The organism is Streptomyces sp. Tek67B01 (assembly GCF_055231995.1).
In genome coordinates this window covers 6,121,116-6,144,734 of the sequence record NZ_JBUYUY010000001.1, presented here as the reverse complement: position 1 = coordinate 6,144,734, position 23,619 = coordinate 6,121,116, and the positions used below count along the sequence as shown (strand labels likewise).

Genomic DNA, 23,619 nt, shown 5'->3' with positions numbered 1-23,619 from the left:
GCGGCGTCGGCGCTGCTGCCGGGCCGGCCGCCGGCAGGCCCATCGCCGGTCCCGCCGCAATCGACGACGGTCTTCGCGGTGGGCGCGCCCGCCGGTTCCCTGGCACCCCGGGTCACCTGGCGGCGGGGGCGGGGTGGTCACAGGGCCGTCGGGAGCCTCCGCCACAGCTGCGGGCGGTCCGCGGACTCCCGGAGCGCCGTGAGCGTGCCCGGGTGCGGGGCGGCGTGCAGGGTCGGGTAGTCCACCTCGCCGAGTTCGGGGCGGACGGGGAAGGCGAGTCGTTCCCGGTCGAGGTCGAACCGGGCGTCCACGCCCTGCTTGTTGCCGCGCGGGTCCAGCCGGGACCAACGGTCGCCGCCGGGCAACCGGAGGGCGACGAGCCCGTGGAGGAGGGGCTGGGAGCCGTCGTCCTCCGTGAGGCGCTGGTAGCACAGTGCGGCGGGAACGCCCTTGGCGCGCAACAGGGCGACGAGGGCGTGGGACTTGGCGTGGCAGATGCCATTGCGCGTGCCCAGTACGTCCGAGGCGCGCCAGGCGACGCGCGTGTCCCCGGAGTCGCCGGAGTGCGGGATGGTGTCGCGGACGAACTCGAACGCCGCCTCGGCGTAGGCGTACGCGTCGCCGGCGGTGGCGGTCCACAGGGCGTCTGCGGTCTCTTGGACGAGGGGATGCCCGTGGTCGATCGCCTCGTCGGCGGCCAAGTACGCGCGAACGTCAGGATGCTCCTGGATCAGTTCCATGATCCAGGAGCATACCTATGCATAAAGATGCATGACTATCGAGTTATCGGGCGAGCTCTTCCTTCAACGCCTGGAGGAAGCCGTCGACATCCTCTTCCTGCGTGTCGAAGCTGCACATCCAACGGACGTCGCCGGCGATCTCGTCCCAGAAGTAGAACCGGTACCGCTCCTGCAGGCGCCGCGACACCTCGTGCGGCAGCCGCGCGAACACCGCGTTCGCCTGCACCGGGTAGAGGATTCTGACGCCGTCCGTCTCCCGGACGCCGGCCGCGAGCCGCTGCGCCATCGCGTTGGCGTGGCGGGCGTTGCGCAGCCACAGGTCCTTCGCGAGCAGCGCTTCGAGCTGCACCGACACGAACCGCATCTTCGACGCCAACTGCATCGACATCTTGCGGATGTGCTTCATCTGTCGCACGGCGTCGGGGTTCAGCACGACCACGGCCTCGCCGGCCATCATGCCGTTCTTGGTGCCGCCGTACGAGAGCACGTCCACACCGACCGCGTTGGTGAAGGCGCGCATGGGCACGTCGAGCGAGGCCGCGGCGTTGGCTATCCGGGCGCCGTCGAGGTGGACCTTCATGCCCAGGGAGTGCGCGTGCTCGCAGATCGCCCGGATCTCCTCGACCGTGTAGACCGTGCCGAGTTCGGTGTTCTGGGTGATCGAGACGACCTGCGGCATGGCACGGTGCTCGTCCTCCCAGCCCCACGCCTGTCGGTCGATGAGCTCAGGGGTGAGCTTGCCGTCGGGCGTGGGGACGGTGAGGAGCTTCAGACCGGCCATCCGCTCGGGCGCCCCGCCCTCGTCCACGTTGATGTGCGCCGACTCGGCGCACACCACGGCGCCCCAGCGGTCTGTCATCGCCTGGAGGGCGGTGACGTTGGCGCCGGTGCCGTTGAAGACGGGGAAGGCCTGCGCGTACGGGCCGAAGTGGCTGCGGAAGATCTTCTGCAGGTACTCGGTGTACTCGTCGTCGCCGTAGGAGACCTGGTGACCTCCGTTGGCCAGCGCGACGGCCTCCAGGATCTCCGGATGCACCCCCGCGTAGTTGTCGCTGGCGAACCCGCGCACCGCCGGGTCGTGGTGGCGGCGCGCGTCGGTCGTCCCGCTCGCGGTTCTCACGGCCTGGGAGTGAGCCACAGACGCTGTCCGTTCACATCGGAGGCGGGCCGGTCCCACACGCCGGCGATGGCCTCGGCCAACTCCTTGACGTCCGTGAAGCCCGCGAACTTCGCATTGGGGCGCTCCGCGCGCATGGCGTCGTGCACCAATGCCTTGATGACCAGGATCGCAGCCGCGGCCTGCGGGCCGTCCTCGCCCCCCGCCTTGCGGTAGGAGTCCGCCATGGCCAGCGTCCAGGCCTCGGCGGCCGCCTTGCCCGCGTTGTAGGCGGCGTTGTTGGCGACCGGCTTGTGGGCACCCGACTGGCTGATCAGGACGTAGCGGCCGCGGTCGCTGCGGAGCAGGCCGTCGTGGAACGCGATCGAAGTGTGCGCGACGGTGCGGATCAGCAGCTTCTCCAGGAAGTCCCAGTCCGCGAGGTCCGTCTCGGTGAACGAGGTGCTCCCGCGCCAGCCGCCGACGAGGTGGACCAGGCCGTCGACGCGACCGAAGTCCTTCTCGATCCGCTCGGCCCAGGCCTTGGTGGCGGCCAGGTCGAGCAGGTCGACGGTGTCACCGATGACGGTGGCGCCGCCGTGCGCGTACCGGGCCGCGTCCACGGCCTCGGCCAGACGCGCCGGGTCGGCGTCCGACGCGACGACGGTCGCGCCCGCCTCGGCGAGGCGGAGCAGGGCGGCGCGCCCTGCGGGCCCGCCCGCGCCGGCCACCGCGACCACCGCTCCCTGGAGCGTCGCGTTGTCGTTCCCCGAGCCGTTCATCCGTGCAGCCTCCTGAGGGCGAGTGGTCACGCGGCCACTCGCTGCGCGTCGTCAGCGTTCACAGCAGTGATGCCCTTCGTGGAGGCGATCACTCCCTTGAGCTTCTTGGCGAGCGCCTCATAGAACATGCTCAGCGGAAACTCGTCCGGAAGCACGTCGTCCACGAGCTTGCGCGGCGGCTGCGTCAGGTCGAGGGCGTCGGGGCCCTTGGCCCACTTGGAGCCCGGGTGGGGTGCGAGGTAGGTGGAGACGAGCTCGTACGCCTTGAACCAGTGGACGAGCTTCGGGCGGTCGATGCCGGCCCGATAGAGGTCCTCGATCTCGGCGCAGAGCTGGTTGGTGACCTGCGGAGCGCGCATCCAGTCGATCTTGAGCGTGTTGTCCGTCCACCGCACGACGTCGTGCTTGTGCAGGTAGGCGAAGAGCAGCTGCCCGCCGAGGCCGTCGTAGTTCCGGTTGCGGTCGCCGGAGACAGGGAAGCGGAACATGCGGTCGAAGAGGACGGCGTACTGCACGTCGCGCCCGTGCTCGTTGCCCTCGGACTCCAGCTTCACGGCCTCCTTGAAGGCGGTGAGGTCGCAGCGCAGCTCTTCCAGGCCGTACATCCAGAACGGCTGGCGCTGCTTGATCATGAAGGGGTCGAACGGCAGGTCGCCGTGGCTGTGCGTGCGGTCGTGGACCATGTCCCACAGCACGAAGGCCTTCTCGCAGCGTTCCTGGTCCTCGACCATCCGGGCGATGTCCTCGGGCAACTCGACGCCCAGGATGTCGACGGCGGCCGCGGTGACCTTGCGGTAGCGGGCGGCCTCGCGGTCGCAGAAGATGCCGCCCCAGGTGAACCGCTCGGGGGCCTCGCGGACCGCGATGGTCTCGGGGAAGAGCACCGCGGAGTGGGTGTCGTAACCGGGGGTGAAGTCCTCGAAGGTGATGCCGAGGAAGAGCGGGTTGTCGTACCGGGTGCGCTCCAGCTCGGAGAGCCACTCGGGCCACACCATCTTCAAGACGACGGCCTCGAGATTGCGGTCCGGGTTCCCGTTCTGCGTGTACATCGGGAAGACCACGAGGTGCTGGAGCCCATCGGCGCGCTCGGCGGCCGGCTGGAAGGCCAGCAGGGAGTCCAGGAAGTCCGGCACGGGGAATCCGGCCTCGGCCCACTTGCGCAGGTCCGCGGCGAGCGCACGGTGGTAGGCGGTGGCGTGCGGGAGCAGCGGCGACAGGGTCTCCACGGCCGCGACCACCCGCTCGACGGCGGCGGCGGCGTCGGCCCGGTCGGGGGCGCCGTCCGCGTCGAAGTCGATCGAACCGTCGGGGGCCTGCCAGGGGCGGATCTCCTCCACGGCGGCCTTGAGCTCGGGCCACGCCGGGTGGTCGACCACCCGCGTCCCGGCGGTTATCACGGCGCCACCGGTGCCCGGCACAAGAGTTTCCGTCATGTCACTTCCTCCACAGGAGAACCTCACGTCAGAGCAGCGTAAGCGCGTGAGGCTCTCCTGTTCAAGAGGAGACTCGGGAAAATATCCTGCGTTACCCCCCACTCCACGGGAATTCTTCCCGTCCTCCGGTGGGGAGACGCTCGCACCCGCCCCCTCATCCCGCCTTGCGGGCCTCCGCGTTCGCGAAGTGGGGGATCACCTTGTCCCCCCACTGCCGCAAGGTCTCCAGACAGGCCTCCTGGGGCACCGTGCCCATCTGTATGAGGCACATCACCTCGTCGGCCCCGGCCGCGCGGAGCCGTTCGACGTAGGCGATGGCCTCGTCCGCGCTCCCGTAGGCGTGGTCGGCGTTGAAGGTGGCCGTCGACGTGGGGCGCACGGGGATCTCCTGTTCGTGCAGTCGGGCCACCACCTGTTCGGCCGCCTCGCGCATGCCCGCCGCCTCGTCGGCGCCGGGCACCACCGCCTCGTCGGGGACGCCCGCCCCGCCGTACCAGTGGCCGATGGACTGGGCGAAGAACCGCTGGCCGCGGATGCCGACACGGCGGGCCTCCCGCGGGTCGTCGAGCACGATGGTCGGGCAGAGCACGGCGAAGTGGTCGTTCACCACGGTCGACACGAAGCGGCCACCGTCCCGCCGGGCGATCGCGGCGTCGTAGACGGCCCGCATCCCCGCGATCGAGTCGGGCCCGGCGAAACCCATGACCAGGGCGCCCACGCCCAGCTCCGCGGCCTGCTCCAGCGTCTCGGCCCGGCTGCACGCCAGGAACAGCGGCGGGTGCGGCGTCTGGACCGGCCGGGGGAGGATCGGATGCGGGCCGATGTCCATCAACTCTCCGTGGTACTCCAACTCCTCCTCCTGCCAGGCCCGCCCGATGATCCGCAGCGCCTCCTCGACCTCGGCGGTGGTCCGTTCCTTGTCGACACCGAACAGCGAGGTCTCCTGCGTGGTGCCGCCGCGACCGGCGCCCAGGTCGAGTCGCCCGCCGGAGAGCAGGTCGAGCATCGCGGCCCGTTCGGCCACCCGCACCGGGTGGTTGAAACGGAAGGGCATGCAGACGACGCCGTGGCCGATGCGGATGGTGCTGGTCCGCGCCGCGACCCAGGTGAGAAAGATCTCCGGGCTGGAGAGGTGCGCGTACCACTTGAGCGCGTGGTGCTCGACCGCCCAGATCCGGTCGAACCCCACGCGTTCGGCGAGGACCGCCTGCTCGACGCAGTCCCGGATCACCTGGTGCTCCCGCTCCACGGTCGGGTCGGCCAGCTGGGCTTCGAAGATCACGGAGAATTTCACGTTGCCTCCAGGGCCGCGTGCGACGCGTCCCGAGTCAGGAAGTGCTTCGAATAGGAATATGACTAGTAGTCATAAGCAGAGGAAGCAAGACCCGGGACCGACCGCGTCCGTCGAGGCCGGCGGGCGTGGCCGTCAACGCGTGGGAGACGCGCCCACCCGCGGGTGACGGCGCACCGGCTCGACGGGACGCGCGGCCCTGACGGGAAGCGGCCGGTCGGCCCTTCCGGGGCGCCGCACGGGCGGTCCCATCCCGTCCGCGGCGCACTAGCATGCGACCTCACCGCGCGCGGCCGGTCGGGACACCGCGACCGCGCGGGAGCCGCCGTCGACGGAAGCGAGAGAACCTTGACTTTCCTCACCATCGGTCACCGCGGGGTCATGGGTGTCGAACCGGAGAACACCCTGCGGTCCTTCGTCCGCGCGGAAGGCTGCGGTATGGACGCCATCGCGCTGGACGTGCGCCTGAGCAAGGACGGCGCGCTCGCCGTCCTCCACGACGACGAGGTCGACCGCACGACCGACGGCGTGGGCGCCGTCGCCGAACTGACCCTGGCCGAGTTGCGCGAGCTGGACGCCGGCCACGGCGAACGCGTACCGGTCCTCGACGAGGTGCTGGAGGCGGTGCGCGTTCCGCTCCAGGTATCGGTGCGGGACGAGGCCGCCGCGGCGGTGCTCACGGAACTGGTCCTGCGCCGCGACCTGAGCGCCCGCGTGGAGGTGGCCTCACACCAGGAGGCGGTCCTCGCCGGGGCGGCGCGGCGGGCGCCGGGCCTGCGCACCATCCTGTACGCCGATCCCCACGGCACCGATGTCGTGGAGCGGGCGCTCGCCGCGCACGCCCGGACGATCGCCCTGCGGCTGCGCCGGATCACGCTGGAGACGGTGGAGGCGGCGCACGCGGCCGGGCTGCGGGTGACCGGCTGGACGGTGGACTCCCTGGACCAGTTGCGGCTGGCGCGGGCTCTCGAACTGGACGGGGCGCTCACCGGGTTCCCGGAGATCCGCAGCACGGGCCGCTTCACCGCCTGAGCCGGCCCCGGGCGTCCACCCCCGGGACCCCCACCCCCGGGACCTCCACCGCCGGGACCTCCGCCCAGGCGGTACGCGGTGTGCCGGGTCAGCGGGGTTACAGCGACTTGATCAACAGCTCGAAGGCCAGGTCGCCGCGGAGCGGGATGCCGAAGCGCTCGTCGCCGTACGGGAAGGGGCTCAGCTCGCCGGTGCGCCGGTAGCCGCGGCGCTCGTAGTAGGCGATGAGCTCCTCCCGTACGTTGACCACCGTCATCCGCATCTCCTTGGCGCCCCACTGCTCGCGGGCTCGCCGCTCGGCCTCGGCGAGGACCTCCTTGCCGAGGCCGCCGCCCTGGAGCCCGGGGCGCACGGCGAACATGCCGAAGTAGGCGTGGTCGCCCCGGAGTTCGAGCTGGCAGCAGGCGACGAGTTCCCCCGCGCGCTCGACGACGAGCAGTACGCCGTCGGCGGCCCCGATGATCTGGCGGACGCCGTCCGGGTCGGTGCGCTGACCGTCGAGGACATCCGCCTCCGTGGTCCAGCCGGCCCGGCTGGCGTCACCGCGGTAGGCCGACTCGACGAGCGCCACCAGGTCCGGTACGTCCGTGTCGACGGCGGGCCGGAAGCTCAGGGCGGCGGGGTGGGCGGTCGACATCGACGACTCCGTTCATCTCATCGGCATATGACATGCCGGGTACGGCACGGAGAGCCTATCCCGGGGCGGCGTGCGGGCCCTCCCGCAGGGGCATCTCTTCCCCTGACGCCGACGAACCGGGAGGTTCCGCCGTGCACGGACCCGCGCTGCCCTCCACCGCCTCCGCCGTCTCCGGTTGGCTGCTGGTCGCCCTGTGCGCGACCAGCGGTACGTACTGCCTGCTGCGGGCGCGCAGAGCGGGCCGGGCGGCGCGCGGCGCGGCCTTGGGCGAGGCCCTGATGGGGTTCGGGATGGCCGTGATGGCCGCGCCGTCCGGCATCGGGCCGTGGGGGCCCGGGATCTTGCTGGGCGTCTTCTGCGCGACCGCCGCGCACGCGCTGTGGCTGCTGCGGAGCGGGCCGCGCCACGCCCACCACGCGCACCACGCGGTGGGATCACTGGCGATGGCCTACATGGCGTACCTCGGGCTCTCGGTGGGCGCGGCGGGCACCGGGCACGTACACGGGCACGGGCAGGACTCGGGGCTGCCCCTGGTGACGGGGGCCCTGCTCGTGTACTTCGCGGGATACGTCCTGCTGGGCGGGGCCCGGCTGGTGGCGGCCGGCGGCGCCCGGCCCGTCGTCTCGGGGACGGTGCCGGTCGTCGACTCCCCCGGCGAGCTGACCCGCGCCTGCCGACTGACCATGGGCATCGGGATGTTGGCGATGGTGCTGAACATGTGATCGGCCGCGAAACGTGTCCTGCGTCACCAATGGCGCGGACCGTACCCGCAGGTAGCGCCCCCCTCATAGGGTGGCGGCCATGATGGTCCCCGCCGTTCTCCTGCTGCTCGGCGCACTGACCGCGGTGCTCGCCCCCCGCCTGCTGGCCCGGGCCGAGTGGCCCGACCGTGAGCCGGTCGTGGCGCTGTGGGTGTGGCAGTGCGTGGTGGGCGCGGTGTTGCTGTGCCTGGCGCTGTCGATGCTACTGAGCGCGGCGGCGGCCTGGCAGGCGGTGCGCGGACGGCTCTTCGCCGCCGCCCCGCGCGGGGTGGTCGACGCCTACGCGCTGGGCGCGGCGGGCGGTGCGTGGGCCGCCGCCACGGCGCTGGTACTGGCGGGCGGCGGCCTGTGGACCGGCGCCATGCTGACCCGTGAGGTGCTGCGGGCACGGGCCCGGCGGCGCGCCCGCGGGGCCGAACTGCGCGAGCGTGCCCCGCTGTTGCCCGGGGAGGACCCGCAGGCCGCGCGCCTCGTGGTACTGGAGGGGCCGCGCCCCGAGGCGTGGTGGCAGCCGGGTACGGTCCCACAGCTGGTGGTGACCACCGCCGCGCTGGGCCGGTTGAAGGGCAGCCAACTGGACGCCGTTCTGGCACACGAGCAGGGGCACGTGGCGGCGCGCCACGATTGGCTGCTGCACTGCTCGCGGGCGCTGGCCGGGGGCTTCCCGCAAGTGCCGGTGTTCGCGGCGTTCGAGGCGGAGATGCACCGCCTGGTGGAGCTCGCCGCCGACGACGTGGCCTCGCGGCGCTTCGGGCGACTCACCGTGGCGCTGGCCCTGGTCGGACTCAACGAGGACCGCGGGGTGTTCGGCCTGGGCGCCGCCCCTGAGGCGCACGTGCCGCAGCGGGTGCGGCGCCTGCTGTCCGCGGCTCCGCGCCTGTCCCCCGCCCGGCGGCTGCGGCTGACGGCGCTGGCGACGCTGATGCCCGCGCTGCCGCTGGCGGTGGCCTTCGTCCCCGGCCTGAGCGCGCTCACGTAGGCCGTACCCTTTCGGATCACGCCGGCTGATTCGGATCACACCGGGCCTGCGGCCCGGTCCCGTCGGTCCCGTCGTCAGGCTCCTCCCCCGCCTATCGCCTGGAGGCGCCCGAAACCGCGGTGCCTGGCAGGCTGGTGCCGTGGACGCACCCACCCCCGGTGCCTGGCTGCGCGCCGGAATCAGCCGCGACGGCGGACCGCTGCGCGAGGACGAGCACGTCGTCTGGCTCCAGAGCGGCCCCTGCTACGCGGACAGCCGCGGCTTCGCCGGGACCACCTCCTACGACGGGCGGCAGGTCACCTTCCACCACGAGGTCGGCTCCCCCGGCGAGGACGTGGGAGCCCTGCGCGCGGAGGGCGACGGACTGGTCGAGACCGGTACGAACACCGATGGGAGCACGTTCCTGGAGGTGTGGACCCCACTGGGCGGCGCCGAGGGCCCCGAGGGTTCCTGGCGCGCGGACGGAAGCCAGACCGTCCGCGTCGGCCGGCACGTCGTCCACGTGGACGGTGCGGGCGTCGGCGCCCATTTCGAGCTGCCGGGCCTCGGGCAGGACTGAGCGTCCGCGCGGTACGGGCCGACCGTGACGGCCGGCCGGCACGGGGCCCCGTGGGCCCGCTGCTCTGGGCGATCCCCCGCGTCGCCCAGAACAACAGACCGCGCGCTGAGTATATTGGCCCGGAGCCAGTCAACGCAGGAGTAAGCATGGTCCCGCGCAGCGCATCGGTCAATGAAGAATTGCGCAGGCGTTCCCGGGAACGACTGCTCCAGGCAGCGGTGGAACTCGTGGGCGAGCGCGGCTACGAGGCCACCACCCTCGGCGACATCGCCGACCGGGCCGGTGCCGCCCGGGGCCTGGTCTCGTACTACTTCCCGGGCAAACGCCAGTTGCTCCAGTCCGCCGTCCACCGGCTGATGCACCTGACCCTGGAGGCGGCCCTTGAGCGGTCGCCCCGTACCGACGACGGTCGCGAGCGCATGGCCCGCGCCATCGACGCCATCCTCGGGCTGGCGGTTGACCGGCCCCGGCTGATGCGCACCCACATGGCGGGCATCCTCCAAGCCGACGGCTTCGTCCGGTGCGGGGAGCAGCAGCGCCTGGCGGAGCTGCTGAGGGACACCGTCGTCCGGTACGGCTCGACGGACGTGGACACCGACTACCCCCTCCTGCGCGCGCTGCTGATGGGTGCCGTGGTGGCGGTGTTGCTACCGGGGGCGCCGATGCCGGCCGCGCGACTGCGGGCCGAGCTGTTCCAGCGGTACGGGCTGGACTGGGAGCTCGGCTTCCCGCTGGCCGGAGGGCCGCCCGAAGGAGCCTTTCCGCGCTGAGTGACCGGGGCGGCGGCCACCCGGGGCGCCGACATCCACCGGATGCGCGCCGCGGGCTGACGGGCACGGCACCCGGTGTCATGCTGGGAAGCACCTGCGGGAGGAGCTCCGCCGTGCTTCGTGTCGCCGTCGTCGGTTCGGGCCCCAGCGGGGTCTACGCCGCGCAGACCCTGGTCCAGCAGCGCGAGGTGCCGGGCGTCCGGGTGGACGTACTGGACCGGCTGCCGGCGCCGTACGGGCTCGTGCGGTACGGGGTGGCCCCCGACCACGAGAAGATCAAGTCGCTGACCGGAAGTCTGCGCACCGTCCTGGAGGACGAGCGGATCCGCTTCCTCGGCAATGTGGAGGTGGGCGGTCCGGCCCTGCCGGTGGCCCGGCTGCGCGAGCTCTACCACGCGGTCGTGTACTGCGTCGGCGCCGCCGAGGACCGCCACCTGGGCGTACCCGGCGAGGAGTTGCCCGGCGTCCACTCCGCGACGGCGTTCGTCTCCTGGTACAGCGGCCATCCCGACGCGGCGGGCGCGGCCTTCGATCTGTCCGGCGTCGCGTCGGCGGTGGTGATCGGCGCGGGCAACGTCGCGGTCGACGTGACCCGGATCCTTGCCCGCGGTGTGCCCGAGCTGACCCCGACCGACATGCCGCAGGCCGCCCTGGGCGCACTCGCGGCCAGTGGGGTGCGGGCGGTGTCGATGGTGGCCCGGCGGGGGCCCTCGCAGGGCAAGTTCACCACCAAGGAGCTCCGGGAGCTGGGCACGCTCCCGGGGGTGGGCGTCCGGGTGAGGCCGGCCGAACTGGCGCTGGACCCCGCCTACGCGGACCCGGGGGCGGCCGCCGCGTTGCCCGCGGTGGCCCGGCGGAACCTGGAGGTGCTGCGCGCCTGGGGCGCGGCGACCCCGGACCCGGCGGAGCGGGACATCACGCTGCGGTTCTACCTGCGGCCCGTGGAGGTGCTGGCCGGGCCCGACGGGAGGGCCGCGGCGGTGCGGTTCGAGCGGACCGCGCCCGACGGTCGGGGCGGGGTGGGCGGCACGGGCGCGTACGAGGACGTCGAGGCGCGGCTGGTGCTGCGCTCGGTGGGGTACCGGGGCGTGCCGCTGCCCGGGCTGCCCTTCGACCCGGCGACGGGCACCGTCCCCCACGCGGCGGGCCGGGTGGTGCGCGACGGACGGGCCTCGGTCGGCGAGTACGTCGCGGGTTGGATCAAGCGCGGCCCGACCGGGGTGATCGGCACCAACCGACCGTGCGCCAAGGAGACGGCGTCGTCCCTGCTCCAGGACGCGGGGGTACTGGCCCGCCGCGAGCGGGGGCAGGACCCGCTGGACGCGATGCGGGCGGCGGGGATGCGGCCGGTGCAGTGGCCCGGATGGTTGGCCATCGAGACGGCCGAGGTCGATCTGGGCCGCTCCCTGGGGCGCCGGTCGGTCAAGATCCCGGACTGGGCGGGCCTGCTGGGCGCGGCCGGCTCGTAGCCTCGGGCGCGCGTACGCGGCGCGGCCCTCAGGCGTGCGTGCCCGGTCCGGCGAGCCGGGCCGCTTCGGCGGTGGCCGCGGTGAGTACGGCGTCCAGGAGTCCTGGGAAGAGGGACTCCAGGTCGGCGCGGCGCAGGTCGTTCAGCTTGGTGGTGCCCCGGTAGGTCTGGCGCACGACACCGGCCTCGCGCAGGACGCGGAAGTGGTGGGTGGTGGTGGACTTGGTGACCGGCAGCACGAAGTGGGAGCAGGCCAGCTCGTCGTCGGCGGCGGCCAGTTCCCGCACGATGGACAGCCGGACGGCGTCGGACAGGGCGTGCAGGACGCCCTCCAGCCGGATCTCGGAGGTCTCGGGATGGGCGAGCGGGCGGGTGGGGGCGGCCGGTTCGGGCATCTGCTCCTCCACTCGCTCGCTCGTTCATCCGGTCGGCTCGGTCGGCCATCCGGTCGGCCCGGCCGGCCCGACGGCGCGGGACGCCCGCACCGAGGTACGAGAACCATCGTAGGACACGGACGGGCCCGGGCGGGGCGGCGGCCGGCGCCGCGCCGGGGTTCACCAGGCGCGGTGGTACGGGGCGGGCGTGCGGGGCTCCACGCCCAGTTCGACGGCGGCGCGGCGGGCCCAGTAGGGGTCCCGGAGCAGTTCCCGGCCGAGCAGGACCGCGTCGGCCTCGCCGTTGGCCAGGACCTTCTCCGCCTGGGCGGGCTCGGTGATCAGCCCCACCGCGGCCGCCGGAAGGCCGGTTTCGCGCTTGACCCGCGCGGCGAAGGGCACCTGGTAGCCGGGGCCGACCGGGATGCTGACCCGCGGGGCCAGCCCGCCGGTGGAGACGTCCAGCAGGTCCACACCGTGCTCCCGGAGCAGTCCGGCCAAGCGGACGGTGTCGTCGGCGGTCCAACCCCCCTCCTCCAGCCAGTCCGTGGCGGAGATCCGGAAGAACAGCGGCAGTTCCTCGGGCCACACCTCCCGTACGGCGTCCACGATGTCGAGGGCGAGGCGGGTGCGGTTCTCGAAGGAGCCGCCGTACTCGTCGGTGCGCCGGTTGCTGTGCGGGGAGAGGAATTCGCCGATGAGGTACCCGTGGGCGCCGTGGACCTCGAGGAGTTCGTAGCCGGCCGCCAGGGCGCGCCGGGCGGCGCCGGCGAACTGGCCGACGATCGTGCGGATCTCCTCGGTAGTCAGCTCGTGCGGTACGGGGTCGCCTTCGGCGAACGGCACCGGGCTCGGGGCGAGCGGCTGCCAGCCGTGCGCCTCGGCACCGACCGGCCGGCCGCCCTTCCAGGGGCGCTCGGTGGAGCCCTTTCGGCCGCTGTGCGCGATCTGGATGCCGGGGACCGCTCCCTGCGCCTTGACGAAGGCGGTGATCGGGCGCAGGGCCTCGGTCTGGGTGTCGTTCCAGAGGCCGAGGTCGTAGGGGGTGATCCGGCCTTCCGGGGAGACGGCGGTGGCCTCCTGGATGATCAGGCCGGTGCCGCCGACGGCGCGGGCCGCGTAGTGGGCGACGTGCCACTCGTTGGCCGCGCCCGCGCGGGGGCCGTCGGGCTCGGCGCTGTACTGGCACATCGGGGCCATCCACACGCGGTTCGGGATGGTCACCGATCGCGCTGTGTAGGGCTGGAACAGGGCGGCGAAGTCGGCCGGGGCGGCACTCATCAGGCTCTCCAGTGATGACCGGGACGCGCGCCGGGGGCCCCGGCGGCAAGTACGAGGATCACCGTACTACGAATTTCCTCGTACTACGAGGTCTCTCGTACTAATCCCGGGCACCGCCACGGCAGCGCCACGGGCCGCCGCTCCGCGCCGCTGCCGGTGGCCGGGTGCACACTGGCCGGAAGGCTGCCGTGCACGACGAGAACGTCCGGAGGTGTCGGCCATGTCCGACGTGCTACTGCTCGCGGGCACCCGCAAGGGGCTCTTCATCGGCCGGCGCGCGGACGCCGGCCCCTGGAAGTTCGACGGGCCCCATTTCAACGCCCAGGCCGTGTCCGCCGTCGCCATCGACGTACGGGGCCCCGCGCCACGCCTCCTGGTGGGCGGCGACAGCGCGCACTGGGGGCCGTCCGTCTTCACCTCCGACGACCTCGGCGCCACCTGGCGCGAGCCCACCACCGCCGCCGTGAGGTTCCCGCAGGACACCGGCGCCTCACTGGAGCGGGTCTGGCAACTCCAACCGGCGGGGCCCGAGGCACCGGACGTGGTCTACGCCGGGACGGAACCGGCGGCGCTGTTCCGCTCGACGGACCGCGGCGAATCCTTCGCGCTGGTCCGCGCCTTGTGGGAACACCCCACCCGCTCCCGTTGGGTTCCGGGCGGCGGCGGCGAGGGGCTGCACACGGTGATCACCCACCCGGCCGACCCGGACGCGGTCACGGTGGCCGTCTCCACCGCCGGCGTCTTCCGGACCGAGGACGGCGGCGAGAGCTGGACCCCGTCCAACCACGGGGTCTCCGCGGTGTTCCTGCCCGACCCCCAGCCCGAGTTCGGGCAGTGCGTCCACAAGATCGCCCGGGACGCCGCCGACCCGGACCGGCTATACCTCCAGAACCACTGGGGGGTGTACCGCAGCGACGACGCGGGCGCCGCCTGGACCGACATCGGCGCGGGGCTGCCGTCCGACTTCGGCTTCGCGGTGGCCGCCCACCCCCACCGGCCGGACACGGCCTACGTCTTCCCGCTCAACGCCGACTCCGACCGGGTCCCGGCGGAGCACCGCTGTCGGGTCTTCCGCACCCGGGACGCCGGGGCGAGCTGGCAGCCCCTGTCGAACGGCCTGCCGGTCGAGGATCACTACGGCACCGTGCTGCGGGACGCGCTGTGCACGGACGACGCGGATCCGGCCGGGATCTACTTCGGCAACCGCAACGGCGAGCTGTACGCGAGCCATGACGACGGGGACAGTTGGCAGTTGCTCGCGGAGCACCTGCCTGACGTGCTCTGCGTACGGGCGGCGGCCGTGCGTCGATAGGGCGGGGAATGGGCCAGTAGAGTGACTGCCCGTGGCAGCACGACCGTTGAACGAGATCGTCGAGCCGGGCTGGGCCCGGGCTCTGGAGCCGGTGGCGGCGCAGGTCGCCGCGATGGGCGACTTCCTGCGCGCCGAGATCGCGGCGGGTAGAACCTACCTGCCGGCCGGACCGAACGTGCTCCGCGCCTTCCAGCAGCCCTTCGACGAGGTCAAGGTGCTGATCGTCGGACAGGACCCCTACCCGACGCCGGGCCACGCCATGGGCCTGTCCTTCTCCGTCGCGCCCGAGGTCAGCCCATGGCCGCCGAGCCTGGACAACATCTTCCGCGAGCTGAACGCGGACCTCGGCGTGCCCCGGCCGGCGAACGGCGACCTGACCCCCTGGACCCGCCAGGGTGTCCTGCTCCTCAACCGTGCGCTCACCACCGCCCCGCGCAAGACCGGCGGCCACCGAGGCAAGGGCTGGGAGGCGGTCACCGAGCAGGCGATCCGTGCGTTGGCCGCGCGGGGGAAGCCGCTGGTGTCGGTGCTGTGGGGCCGGGACGCCCGCAACGTGCGGCCACTGCTGGGCGAACTGCCGGCGGTGGAGTCCGTGCATCCCTCGCCCATGTCGGCCGCGGGCGGGTTCTTCGGCTCCCGTCCGTTCAGCAAGGTGAACGACCTGCTGGTACGACAGGGCGTGGCCCCGGTGGACTGGCGCCTGCCGACCGCCGGTTGAACCACTCCGGTCGATAGATGGTCTTTACAGCCGACCCTGTCTCACATTCAGCGGATAAATACGGACAGAAGCCGCCGAAAATGACCCTGCTTGAACAATCGGTTCCGATAAACCAGTAGCATGCGGCGCCATGAGCTCCCCCACTGGGCCCGCGAATGGCCTGCCCGTACGAATGCCGCGACCCCGCCCTGCCGGACGGCACCGCCGCCCCGAGCCCGCGGTGGCGCCCGAGGGCGCGCCCGCGCTGGTGCTCGCCGTGCCCGGTGCCCCCTCGGCCGCCTCGCGCGGGCTCGCGGAAGAGATCCTGAGCATCGGCCGTTCCGAGCTGCCCGGCCTGGACGGTCGGATCGGCTACCTGGAAGGTGACGACTCCGAAGGCTCCGAGTTCCCCTCGCTGGCCGGTGTGCTGACCGCCGTCGCGCAGGAGCGCTCCGCGCGCGCCGAGTTCGCCCGCGCCGCCGGCCACGAGGTGCCCGCGCCGACCGGCCCGGACGCCGTGGTCGTGCCCCTGCTCGTCGGCCCCGACAGCGACCTGCTGCGCCGGGCCCGTCAGGCGCTGATGGACTCTTCCGCCGCCGCCGAGCTGGCCGACGTGCTCGGTCCGCACCCGCTGCTCGCGGAGGGTCTGCACGTGCGGCTCTCCGAGGCCGGCCTGGCGCGCGCCGACCGGGCCAGGCTGTTCACCGTCACCACCGCCGCCGACGGCATCATCCTGGCCACCACCGGCGGCGAGGAGGCCGTCCAGGCCGCCGGGATCACCGGCATGCTGCTGGCCGCGCGCCTGGCGGTGCCGGTGAAGGCCGCCGCGCTGGACCAGGAGGGCTCGGTCGCCTCGATCGCCGACCAGTTGCGCGCCGAGGGTTCGACGCATCTCGCCCTGGCGCCGTACCTGATCGGCCCGGAGGCGGCCGAGGGGCTGCTGGACACGGCCTGCAAGGAAGCCGACTGCGCCACCGGCGAGGTGCTCGGCGCCTACCCGGCGCTCGGCAAGCTGGCCGTCGCCCAGTACAGCGCGGCCCTCGGGATCACCCTGGGCGCCTCCGCCCACTGATCCGGCTCCACGAACGACGAGGGGCCCGCGCACCGAGATCACCGGTGCGCGGGCCCCTCGGGCGTTGCCGGGGCCGCCCCTACGGCCCGAAGACCACGCAGGCCGCGGCCGGAACCTCGACGGAGCCCGCCGCGCGCGGCTCACCGGTCAGCGGGTCCGGTTCGAACCAGGTGACGTCCCCGGACCATTCGTTGGCCACGTAGAGCCTGCGCCCCGAGGGGTCCACGACGAGGTCGCGCGGCCAGACGCCGCCGCAGCCCACGCTCGCGGTGAGCCGGGGCTTGGCGGGGCCGTCGTCGAGGGAGAAGACGGCGATCGTGTCGACGCCCCGTACGGCGGCCCACGCGAACCGTCCGTCGGGAGAGACGGCGACGACCGACGGGTAGGGCCGGGTGCCCGCCGGGGGGTCCGCCGCGAGCACCGCAACCTCCCCGGCCACCTCCAGCCGCCCGCCCCGCGCGTCCCAGCGGCAGACGGTCAGCAGCGGTTCCAGCTCGTGCAGGACGTAGACCGTCTCGCCGTCCGGGTGGAAGGCGAGGTGGCGCGGTCCGGACCCGGCCCGCAGTTTCGTCTCCCGGTGCGGGTTCAGCCGACCGTCCGCGGGGTCGAGGGCGCAGACGCGTACGGAGTCGGTCCCGAGGTCCACACCGAGGACCCAGCGGCCGCTCGGGTCGGGCAGCACCTGGTGGGCGTGCGGCCCCTCCTGCCGTTCCGGGTCGGGCCCCGAGCCCTGGTGGGCCAGGACGGCCGGGGGCCCGGAGGGGGTGCCGTCGGCGTCGAGCGGGAGGCTGCTGACGCTGCCGGAGGTGTAGTTGGCGGTCAGCAGCCGCCGCCCCGCCAGGCTGAGATGGGTGGGGCCCGACGCGCCGACCGGGGCGAGCGGCCCTTGGGCGGTCAACCCCTCGGCCCCGGCCCGGAAGGCGGCGACCCCGCCGTCCTCGGCCTCGCTCACCGCGTACAGCACGCCCGTGTGCCGGTCGAGGATGAGACAGGACGGGTTCTCGGCCGTCTCGGTGACGGCCAGGGGCGTCAGCGCCCCGGTGGCCGGATCCACGGCCGCGGTGGTGATGCCGCGGCCGCCCCCCGAGGTGAACGAGCCGATGTAGGCCCGGTGTCCGCCGCCCTGGTCCGTGCCGCGCGCGCCATCCACAGGTGCCTCATTCCGCCGTCCCGGATCCGGTCGCAACGACGGTAACAGAAGGTCTAGACCAAGTCCCGTCCCCTGGCCCGTTCGTGGGCGCCGGCGTGGTGGACGTACGTGGTGGCGCTCGGCCGGTCCTCGTACGTGCGGTGGAAGACCGGGGTCGCCGCCCCGGAGATCGGCGGGACGATCCAGGACCAGTCGGCGCCGACCTCGCGGCCCTTGCGCTCCTCGCGCTCCAGGTGCGAGAGGAACCGCCGGGACTCGGAGTGGTGGTCGGAGATGCTGACCCCGGCCCCGTCGAAGGAGTGCAGGACCGCCCGGTTCAGCTCCACCAGCGCCCGGTCCTTCCAGAGCGAGCGGTCGCTGGAGGTGTCGAGCCCCATTCTGCGGGCGACGGCGGGGAGGAGGTTGTACCGGTCGGTGTCGGCGAGGTTGCGGGCGCCGATCTCGGTGCCCATGTACCAGCCGTTGAACGGGGCGGCCGGGTAGTGGATGCCGCCGATCTCCAGGCACATGTTGGAGATGGCCGGGACGGCGTGCCAGCGCAGGCCCCAGTCGTCCCAGTGGTCGGGCCCGTCCGGGTGACGGATCGGCACCTCCAGCACGGCGTCGGTCGGGGTGTCGAACCAACGGGGCTTGTCGTCGACGCCCTGCACGACGAGAGGCAGGAGGTCGAAGGGGGTGCCGGGGCCTCCCGACCAGCCGAGGTCGAGCAGGGCCCTGGTGAGCGGGGCGTTGCGTGCGTCGCCGACGGTTATGGAGGGGTGGTCGCCGTACCCGGCGTAGCGGACGAGCTGCTCGCTCCAGATGAGCGGTCCGGGACGGTCCGGGGCGTCGGGCGCGAAGATCGTGATGGTGGGCCGTATCCGGCCGCCGTTGGTGGCTTCCCGCAGGTGCTCGAAGCACTCCTCGGCGATGGCGTCGGCGTCGGTGAGCTCGCGGCGGTCGCGGACCCGCAGCGAGTTCCAGTAGAGCCTGCCTATGCAACGGTTGCTGTTGCGCCAGGCCACCCGGGCACCGTGGACGAGCTCGTCCTGGGTGTGCCGGTAGGTTCCGGTTGCGGCGAGTTCGGCGCGCACGGCGGCCAGCCGGTCCCGCGGATCGCCGGCGCCCGGGTCCTCCCGGTGGAAGAGCCGGATGAACTCCTCGGCCGCCTCCCACACCTGAGCGGTGCCCGAGCGCTGTTGAAGGATTTCCATTTCGGGCCGTTACCCCCTGTCCGTTCAGATCCACCCTGAACATGCCGGATGAATGTGCGATGAACCTCACCCGTTGTACACGGGGCAGGTCAGCGGCGGGGGCGGCCGACGGCCGGAACACTCCTGCGGGTGATCTTATCGGAACGGCCGAGCGACGCTTCTTCAAGTCACTTAAGATGCGCGCCAGTTCGGCCTGGCGGCGGGTCGGCGATCAGGCGCTGACGACGAGCGGGGCGCGCGGATGTGTCCGCAGCGGGACGTGCAGTGCCACGAGGGCGTGCTCCAGGCCGTGCAGGTGCGCGAGGACCGGCTCCGCCGGATCGGGCCGGGACCCGATGGCCGAAACTGTGGGGCCGGTGCCGTTCCTCGGGGCGGTCAGCGCCTCCACCGCCGCCTCGACCCGCCGGCACGCCGCCGCGAGCCGGGCGTCGTGCGAGGCCTGCGGGTCCGCGGCGACGGCCGCCAGGCCCCGCACCTCACGGGCGCACGCGTCGAGCAGTTCCAGGACCTGTCGCGCGCGGGTCTTGCGGGCGCGCAGCGGGCTCAGCGGGTGCACCAGGGGCGCGAGGGCCATCCGGACTCGGCCCAGCAGCAGTTCCAGTTCGGCGGCGTGCGGGGCCGGGTCCGCGTCGGGGTGGCCGGCCAGACGGTCGTGGCAGGCCGCCGCGCAGGCCCGTACGCAGTGCAGGGCGCGCCGGATCCAGGCGTCGTTGGCGGCGTGCGTGGTGACGGGGAGCACCAGCACCACGGCGAGGGCGGCGCCGAGGGCGCCGATGGCGGTCTCCTGGAAGCGCAGCAGGAGCAGGCCGGGGTGCAGCACGCCGAGGAGACCGTAGAGCAGGCCGGCCATCACGGTGACGAAGAACATCATCCACGAGTAGGAGGGCGCGGCGGTGTAGAAGATCCCGAAGACGCATACGGCGACCAGCGCGGCCGTCGGCGCGGGCGCGCCGTGCAGCGGTACGGCGATCAGCAGTCCGGCGGCGATCCCGGTGACGGTGCCCACGACCCGGCGGAAGCCGCGGACGAGGGTCTCGCCGCGCGACGTGGTGTTGACGAAGATCCACCAGGCGGTGCCCACGGCCCAGTACCAGCGGTCCTGGGAGAGGACCTGGCCGATGCCGAGCGCGAAGGCACAGGCGGCGGTGGCCTGGAAGGCCTGCCGGGTGGTGGGCCGCGCCAGGCCGGTGCCCGGCAGCCCGGGCGGGGCGGCCGGGGGCGGGGTACGGCGCTCGATGGGCCAGAGCACGAACCGCGCGGCGCCGGCCGCGACCAGCGCCAACCCGACGGCGGCGAACAGCTCGGGCAGTTGCGCGGGCACCGCGTGCAGGAACTGCGTGATGAAGAAGTTCATGAACGCGAAGATGCCGAGGGCGTGGCCGCGCGGCCCCCAGCGGCGTGCGTAGACGCCGGCGAAGACGACCGTCAGGAAGGCGAGGTCACGGGCGAGCGGCAGGCCGTGCAGGGCGGTGGCCAGGGCGAGGACGGGGAACCCGGCGACGGGAAGCAGCGCGGTCGTCACCCGCTGGGCGCGCACGGTCGCGTCGAGCACGGTGAACAGCGCCAGCAGGGCGGCCAGTCCCCCCGTGATGGAGGCGATCAGCGAGAGCCCCACGGCCTGGGTGGCGGCGACGGCGAGCCCCACGCCGACGACGGCGCGCAGTGAGTTCCTGAGTCTCATCAGCCCCGGGTCCGGAGCCACGAACATCCTCTTCACGGCGGTGTGCCGCCCCCCTTGCGATGGTGCGCGCCGGGCCGGTGTCCGCCCGGGGTGGTGGGCGGCGTACGGGCACGGCGAAGGCGCCACGGTCCGGAACGGCCTCGTTGCCGTCCGACGCTGCGTGGCGCCGTAAGTACATGGATACGACACAGATAACCATCCGGGGGCACAGTGGCTCAACCCCGGCTCGCCGGCCTGGGCCATTGGCACAGGGAACCAGGCATCCGGTCGGCCATCGGACGCCAACGGACGCCAACGGACCAGGCGCGTCACACCTCGCCGATGCGCACCAACGCCAGGGTGATGTTGTCCGGGCCGCCGGCGTCGATGGCGGCACGCCACATCTCGAAGGCGGCGCGGCCGTCGTCGTGCTCGCGCAGCAGCCCGTCCAGGACGTCCTCGGGCACCGGGTCGGTGAGCCCGTCCGTACAGATCAGGTAGCGGCCGCCGACGGCGAGGGGAGAGGTGCGGACGTGCGGTGTGACGGGGTGGAAACCACGGGCGCCGCCGAGCGCCTGGGTGATGAGGGAGGTCGTCCGGCGGCCCGGGGGAAGCGGCGGGCTGTCGTCGACGCTCACCTGGCGCAGCGCACCGTCGGAGGCGTCGAGCACCCTGCTGTCCCCCACGTTGAAGGTCAGCACGGACTCCTCCAGGACGACCGCACCGGCGACGGTGGTTCCCATGCCCGCCAGCTGCGGCGTTCGGTCGGCGGCGTCGTACACGGCGCGGTTGCACAGTTCCAGAGCCTCGCGGACGGCGTCCTCGCCGTCCAGCGACGGCCCCAGTTCCGCGAGCCGCCGTACGACGAGCGCGCTGGCCACCTCACCGGCCGGCTGTCCGCCGATTCCGTCGGCGACCGCGACGACGAGCGGCGCGCCGAGGGGGAACACCAGCAGCTGTGGATTGCGGGTCTCGGTGGCACAGAGCGTCCACGGCCCGATGACCAGGCTGTCCTCGTTGTGCTCGCGCAGCAGTCCTGCGTGGCTCAGTGCGCTGACGGCTGCGTACGGCATCGGTTCCGCCTCTCCGGCACCCACGGGGAGCTCTCCCCTCTCATTGTGGCCCCGAGGCGGGGGCACGGCGGAGCTTGGCGAGGACGAGGACGGTGTCGTCGGTCGGGGTGTCGGGCAGCAGGTGGGTCAGGATGCGGTCCACCGCCTCCTCCAGGCGATCCACGGGGCCGCGCAGTTGGTCGCACAGGGCGTCGATGCCCGCGTCGATGTCCTGGCCGCGTGCTTCGACGAGCCCGTCGGTGTAGAGGGCCACGACGGCGCCGTCGGGGATCAGCGTCCCGGTCGAGCGGAACGGAACGCCGCCCACCCCGAGGGGCACGCCCAAAACGCCGGCGATCCGCTCGACGGTTCCGTCGGGGTGGCGCAGCAGGGGCGGGGGGTGGCCGGCGCTGGCGACGCGGGCGTGGCCGGTGCGGGGGTCGTAGCGGATGCAGAGGCACGTCGCCAGTTCGATGCCCGCTTCCTGGGCGCAGGCGTCGAGTTCCGCGAGCAGGGCCTCGGGGGCGCGGGTGTGCCGGGCGAGCGTCTTGGCCGTGATGCGGAGCCGGCCCATGGCGGCGGCGGCAGGGACGCCGTGTCCCATCACGTCCCCGACGAGCAGGGTCAGTTCGTCACCGGGCAGCGGGATGACGTCGTACCAGTCGCCGCCGACCTCGGTGCCCCGGCCGCCGGGCAGGTAGCGGTGGGCGATGTCCGCGTGGGGGCCGGCGACGGGCGCGCTGGGCAGCAGGGCGCGCTGGAGGGTGAGGGCGATGTCCTGGACCCTGCCGTAGAGGCGGGCGTTGTCCAGGCACAGGGCGGCCCGCGAGGCCAGCTCGCTCGCGAGGGCGAGGTCGGAGTCGGTGAAGGCGGGGCGGGACGCGGAGCGGCCGAACATGGTGATGCCCTGGACGGTGCCGCGTGCGATCAGCGGGGCGATGAGGATGCAGGCGAGGCCGCTCTCCAGGAGCAGCCGGGCGCGCTCCGGGTGGGCGACGGTCCTGGTCACGAAGTCGTCGTTCACCGGGACCGAGAGGGGGCGGCCGGTGTCGAGCATCGCGTGGATGCTGGAGCCGGGCGGGTACGTGACCCGTTCCAGGCCTGCCAGCAGTTCGTCGGCGGGCGGGGGGAGGGTGGTGCCCCGCGCGATCCGGCGGGTGACCAGCGGCAGTCGGGGGTCGAAGATCTCCGGCTCGTACATCCACTCCACCAGTTCCACCACGGAGGCGTCGCAGAACTCCGGGACCACCGCGTCGACCAGCTCGCGCGCGGTGACGTTCAGGTCGAGGGTGGTGCCGATGCCGGCGGCCGCGCGGTCCAGGAGCGCGAGCCGCTGCCGGGCCGCGGTGGCCTCCATGATGGCCCGTTCGCGGTCGGTGACGTCCACCAGGAGGCCGCCCACGCCCCGCCGGCTGCCCACCGCGCCGCTCAGCGGGAAGAGGCTGACGGACCGCACCTGGTCGCGGTCCGGGTGACCTCGGGTGCGCAGTCCGACGAGGGTGTCCACCACGGTCCGGCCCTCGTGGGCGACGGCCCGCAGCAGGCGTTGGAACTCCCCGCCGTCGGAGGTGATCACGATGTCCGTCATACGACGGCCGAGGTGGTCGGCCACCGGGATGCCGTCCATGTCGGCGAGGGCCTGGTTGAGGTGGACGTACCGCAGTTCCTCGTCCAGCATGACCAGGCCGATCGGGCAGGTCTCGAAGAGGGCGTCGAGGAACGCCAGGTTGGTCTTGACCCGGTCCAGCTCGACGCTCCTGCTCACCAGGCCCATCACCACGGAGCGGCCCGCGCTGCCGGTGAGCGGGAAGACGCGGAAGCCGCAGTCGAAGACCGTGCCGTCCCGGTGGAGCGCCGGCAGCCGCACGCGCCAGTAGCCGAGGGTGCGGGCGCGCTCGGCGAGCAGCGCGGCCGCGCCGGGATCGCGGCCGGGGAAGAGCACTTCCCCGGGCCGGTCCAGTACGGCGGCGGCCTCGTGTCCGAAGAGGCTGCGCGCGCCGGGGCCCCAGTAGCAGATCCGGTCCTCGTCGTCGAAGCCGAGGACGGCGACCGGTACGTGCTCCAGCAGCGAGCCCGGCTCCGACCGTATGGGGCCCGCCTCCACCTCGCCCCGCACGGGGCCGGGGTCCGCGTCGCCGTCCCCCTGTCGGTCCGGTGGCATCGCTGCCCCCTTCTGCGCGCCGAGCGCGGCGGTGGCTGTGCGGCGCCCGCGCGGCGGGCCCGGGCGGCCTCTTCAATTCTGCCCGCCGCCCCGGGGAGCGGCCCGCCGAGGTGCGCCGG

Annotated in this window: 22 protein-coding genes; 9 read left to right on the top strand and 13 right to left on the bottom strand. The window is 73.3% G+C overall.

Features of this window, described 5'->3' with window-relative positions; genetic code table 11:
• Positions 1–137 precede the first annotated feature (137 nt).
• The 5 genes from ACV7NM_RS27745 to ACV7NM_RS27725 form a co-directional block, all read right to left on the bottom strand.
• Complete coding sequence (locus ACV7NM_RS27745; RefSeq protein ID WP_463412824.1) at positions 138–740, bottom strand: transglutaminase-like domain-containing protein; 603 nt, start codon at positions 738–740, stop codon at positions 138–140.
• 43 nt (positions 741–783) lie between these two features.
• Complete coding sequence (locus tag ACV7NM_RS27740) at positions 784–1,860, bottom strand: threonine aldolase family protein (protein WP_463412823.1); 1,077 nt, start codon at positions 1,858–1,860, stop codon at positions 784–786.
• Complete coding sequence (locus tag ACV7NM_RS27735; RefSeq protein ID WP_463412822.1) at positions 1,857–2,618, bottom strand: SDR family NAD(P)-dependent oxidoreductase; 762 nt, start codon at positions 2,616–2,618, stop codon at positions 1,857–1,859. Before ACV7NM_RS27735 ends, ACV7NM_RS27740 begins: the two co-directional genes overlap by 4 nt.
• A 26-nt stretch (positions 2,619–2,644) precedes the next feature.
• A complete protein-coding gene (locus ACV7NM_RS27730) occupies positions 2,645–4,051 on the bottom strand; it encodes a DUF6421 family protein (protein ID WP_463412821.1) in 1,407 nt (468 codons plus the stop codon).
• A gap of 154 nt (positions 4,052–4,205) precedes the next feature.
• The gene (locus tag ACV7NM_RS27725; protein WP_463412820.1) at positions 4,206–5,345 is read right to left on the bottom strand and encodes an LLM class flavin-dependent oxidoreductase; all 1,140 of its coding nucleotides are present in this window, start codon (positions 5,343–5,345) and stop codon (positions 4,206–4,208) included.
• 345 nt (positions 5,346–5,690) lie between these two features.
• Here ACV7NM_RS27725 and ACV7NM_RS27720 point away from each other — a divergent pair, with 345 nt between their 5' ends.
• Positions 5,691–6,374 carry a glycerophosphodiester phosphodiesterase gene (locus ACV7NM_RS27720; RefSeq protein ID WP_463412819.1) on the top strand — a complete coding sequence of 228 codons (684 nt, stop codon included), beginning with the start codon at positions 5,691–5,693 and terminating at the stop codon, positions 6,372–6,374.
• A 97-nt stretch (positions 6,375–6,471) separates the two neighbouring features.
• On the opposite strand, the gene ACV7NM_RS27715 is transcribed toward ACV7NM_RS27720, so the two are convergent.
• On the bottom strand, positions 6,472–7,011 hold the full coding sequence (locus ACV7NM_RS27715) for a GNAT family N-acetyltransferase (protein ID WP_463412818.1): 540 nt from the start codon (positions 7,009–7,011) through the stop codon (positions 6,472–6,474).
• A 131-nt stretch (positions 7,012–7,142) separates the two neighbouring features.
• On the opposite strand from ACV7NM_RS27715, the gene ACV7NM_RS27710 reads away from it, so the two are divergent.
• From ACV7NM_RS27710 to ACV7NM_RS27690, 5 genes are all read left to right on the top strand, one after another.
• Positions 7,143–7,733, top strand: coding sequence for a DUF5134 domain-containing protein (locus tag ACV7NM_RS27710; RefSeq protein ID WP_463412817.1), 591 nt, complete (start codon positions 7,143–7,145; stop codon positions 7,731–7,733).
• A 79-nt stretch (positions 7,734–7,812) separates the two neighbouring features.
• Positions 7,813–8,751, top strand: coding sequence for a M56 family metallopeptidase (locus ACV7NM_RS27705; protein WP_463412816.1), 939 nt, complete (start codon positions 7,813–7,815; stop codon positions 8,749–8,751).
• 139 nt (positions 8,752–8,890) lie between these two features.
• Complete coding sequence (locus ACV7NM_RS27700) at positions 8,891–9,310, top strand: hypothetical protein (RefSeq protein ID WP_463412815.1); 420 nt, start codon at positions 8,891–8,893, stop codon at positions 9,308–9,310.
• Positions 9,311–9,456: 146 nt separating this feature from the next.
• Entirely contained in the window at positions 9,457–10,080 is a 624-nt protein-coding gene (locus tag ACV7NM_RS27695) for a TetR/AcrR family transcriptional regulator (RefSeq protein WP_463412814.1), read from the top strand.
• 113 nt (positions 10,081–10,193) lie between these two features.
• Positions 10,194–11,549 (top strand): FAD-dependent oxidoreductase, encoded by a 1,356-nt coding sequence (locus tag ACV7NM_RS27690; RefSeq protein ID WP_463412813.1) that lies wholly within the window; start codon positions 10,194–10,196, stop codon positions 11,547–11,549.
• Positions 11,550–11,577: 28 nt separating this feature from the next.
• On the opposite strand, the gene ACV7NM_RS27685 is transcribed toward ACV7NM_RS27690, so the two are convergent.
• A complete protein-coding gene (locus tag ACV7NM_RS27685) occupies positions 11,578–11,943 on the bottom strand; it encodes an ArsR/SmtB family transcription factor (protein ID WP_463412812.1) in 366 nt (121 codons plus the stop codon).
• A 159-nt stretch (positions 11,944–12,102) separates the two neighbouring features.
• On the bottom strand, positions 12,103–13,203 hold the full coding sequence (locus tag ACV7NM_RS27680) for an NADH:flavin oxidoreductase/NADH oxidase (RefSeq protein WP_463412811.1): 1,101 nt from the start codon (positions 13,201–13,203) through the stop codon (positions 12,103–12,105).
• A 220-nt stretch (positions 13,204–13,423) separates the two neighbouring features.
• Here ACV7NM_RS27680 and ACV7NM_RS27675 point away from each other — a divergent pair, with 220 nt between their 5' ends.
• The 3 genes from ACV7NM_RS27675 to ACV7NM_RS27665 all read left to right on the top strand — a co-directional run bounded on the left by ACV7NM_RS27675 (position 13,424) and on the right by ACV7NM_RS27665 (position 16,284).
• The gene (locus ACV7NM_RS27675; RefSeq protein WP_463412810.1) at positions 13,424–14,515 is read left to right on the top strand and encodes a WD40/YVTN/BNR-like repeat-containing protein; all 1,092 of its coding nucleotides are present in this window, start codon (positions 13,424–13,426) and stop codon (positions 14,513–14,515) included.
• 31 nt (positions 14,516–14,546) lie between these two features.
• Positions 14,547–15,233: a uracil-DNA glycosylase gene (locus tag ACV7NM_RS27670; protein WP_463412809.1), complete on the top strand. Its 687-nt coding sequence runs from the start codon at positions 14,547–14,549 to the stop codon at positions 15,231–15,233.
• A gap of 130 nt (positions 15,234–15,363) precedes the next feature.
• Positions 15,364–16,284 (top strand): sirohydrochlorin chelatase, encoded by a 921-nt coding sequence (locus ACV7NM_RS27665; protein ID WP_463412808.1) that lies wholly within the window; start codon positions 15,364–15,366, stop codon positions 16,282–16,284.
• 79 nt (positions 16,285–16,363) lie between these two features.
• Here ACV7NM_RS27665 and ACV7NM_RS27660 read toward each other — a convergent pair whose 3' ends face one another.
• The 5 genes from ACV7NM_RS27660 to ACV7NM_RS27640 form a co-directional block, all read right to left on the bottom strand.
• Positions 16,364–17,434: a lactonase family protein gene (locus ACV7NM_RS27660; RefSeq protein WP_463412807.1), complete on the bottom strand. Its 1,071-nt coding sequence runs from the start codon at positions 17,432–17,434 to the stop codon at positions 16,364–16,366.
• Positions 17,435–17,487: 53 nt separating this feature from the next.
• On the bottom strand, positions 17,488–18,627 hold the full coding sequence (locus tag ACV7NM_RS27655; RefSeq protein ID WP_463412806.1) for a nitric oxide synthase oxygenase: 1,140 nt from the start codon (positions 18,625–18,627) through the stop codon (positions 17,488–17,490).
• A gap of 211 nt (positions 18,628–18,838) precedes the next feature.
• Positions 18,839–20,335 carry an FUSC family protein gene (locus ACV7NM_RS27650; protein WP_463414095.1) on the bottom strand — a complete coding sequence of 499 codons (1,497 nt, stop codon included), beginning with the start codon at positions 20,333–20,335 and terminating at the stop codon, positions 18,839–18,841.
• A gap of 281 nt (positions 20,336–20,616) precedes the next feature.
• On the bottom strand, positions 20,617–21,360 hold the full coding sequence (locus ACV7NM_RS27645; protein WP_463412805.1) for a PP2C family protein-serine/threonine phosphatase: 744 nt from the start codon (positions 21,358–21,360) through the stop codon (positions 20,617–20,619).
• Between the two features lie 40 nt (positions 21,361–21,400).
• Entirely contained in the window at positions 21,401–23,500 is a 2,100-nt protein-coding gene (locus ACV7NM_RS27640) for a SpoIIE family protein phosphatase (protein WP_463412804.1), read from the bottom strand.
• Between the last annotated feature and the right edge of the window lie 119 nt (positions 23,501–23,619).

Coding starts and splice junctions, on each gene's coding strand:
- ACV7NM_RS27735 (WP_463412822.1), bottom strand. CDS start 2,618: ATGAACGGCTCGGGGAACGACAACGCGACGCTCCAGGGAGCGGTGGTC.
- ACV7NM_RS27650 (WP_463414095.1), bottom strand. CDS start 20,335: ATGTTCGTGGCTCCGGACCCGGGGCTGATGAGACTCAGGAACTCACTG.
- ACV7NM_RS27730 (WP_463412821.1), bottom strand. CDS start 4,051: ATGACGGAAACTCTTGTGCCGGGCACCGGTGGCGCCGTGATAACCGCC.
- ACV7NM_RS27695 (WP_463412814.1), top strand. CDS start 9,457: ATGGTCCCGCGCAGCGCATCGGTCAATGAAGAATTGCGCAGGCGTTCC.
- ACV7NM_RS27640 (WP_463412804.1), bottom strand. CDS start 23,500: ATGCCACCGGACCGACAGGGGGACGGCGACGCGGACCCCGGCCCCGTG.
- ACV7NM_RS27745 (WP_463412824.1), bottom strand. CDS start 740: ATGGAACTGATCCAGGAGCATCCTGACGTTCGCGCGTACTTGGCCGCC.
- ACV7NM_RS27705 (WP_463412816.1), top strand. CDS start 7,813: ATGATGGTCCCCGCCGTTCTCCTGCTGCTCGGCGCACTGACCGCGGTG.
- ACV7NM_RS27655 (WP_463412806.1), bottom strand. CDS start 18,627: ATGGAAATCCTTCAACAGCGCTCGGGCACCGCTCAGGTGTGGGAGGCG.
- ACV7NM_RS27680 (WP_463412811.1), bottom strand. CDS start 13,203: ATGAGTGCCGCCCCGGCCGACTTCGCCGCCCTGTTCCAGCCCTACACA.
- ACV7NM_RS27685 (WP_463412812.1), bottom strand. CDS start 11,943: ATGCCCGAACCGGCCGCCCCCACCCGCCCGCTCGCCCATCCCGAGACC.
- ACV7NM_RS27715 (WP_463412818.1), bottom strand. CDS start 7,011: ATGTCGACCGCCCACCCCGCCGCCCTGAGCTTCCGGCCCGCCGTCGAC.
- ACV7NM_RS27675 (WP_463412810.1), top strand. CDS start 13,424: ATGTCCGACGTGCTACTGCTCGCGGGCACCCGCAAGGGGCTCTTCATC.
- ACV7NM_RS27645 (WP_463412805.1), bottom strand. CDS start 21,360: ATGCCGTACGCAGCCGTCAGCGCACTGAGCCACGCAGGACTGCTGCGC.
- ACV7NM_RS27665 (WP_463412808.1), top strand. CDS start 15,364: ATGAGCTCCCCCACTGGGCCCGCGAATGGCCTGCCCGTACGAATGCCG.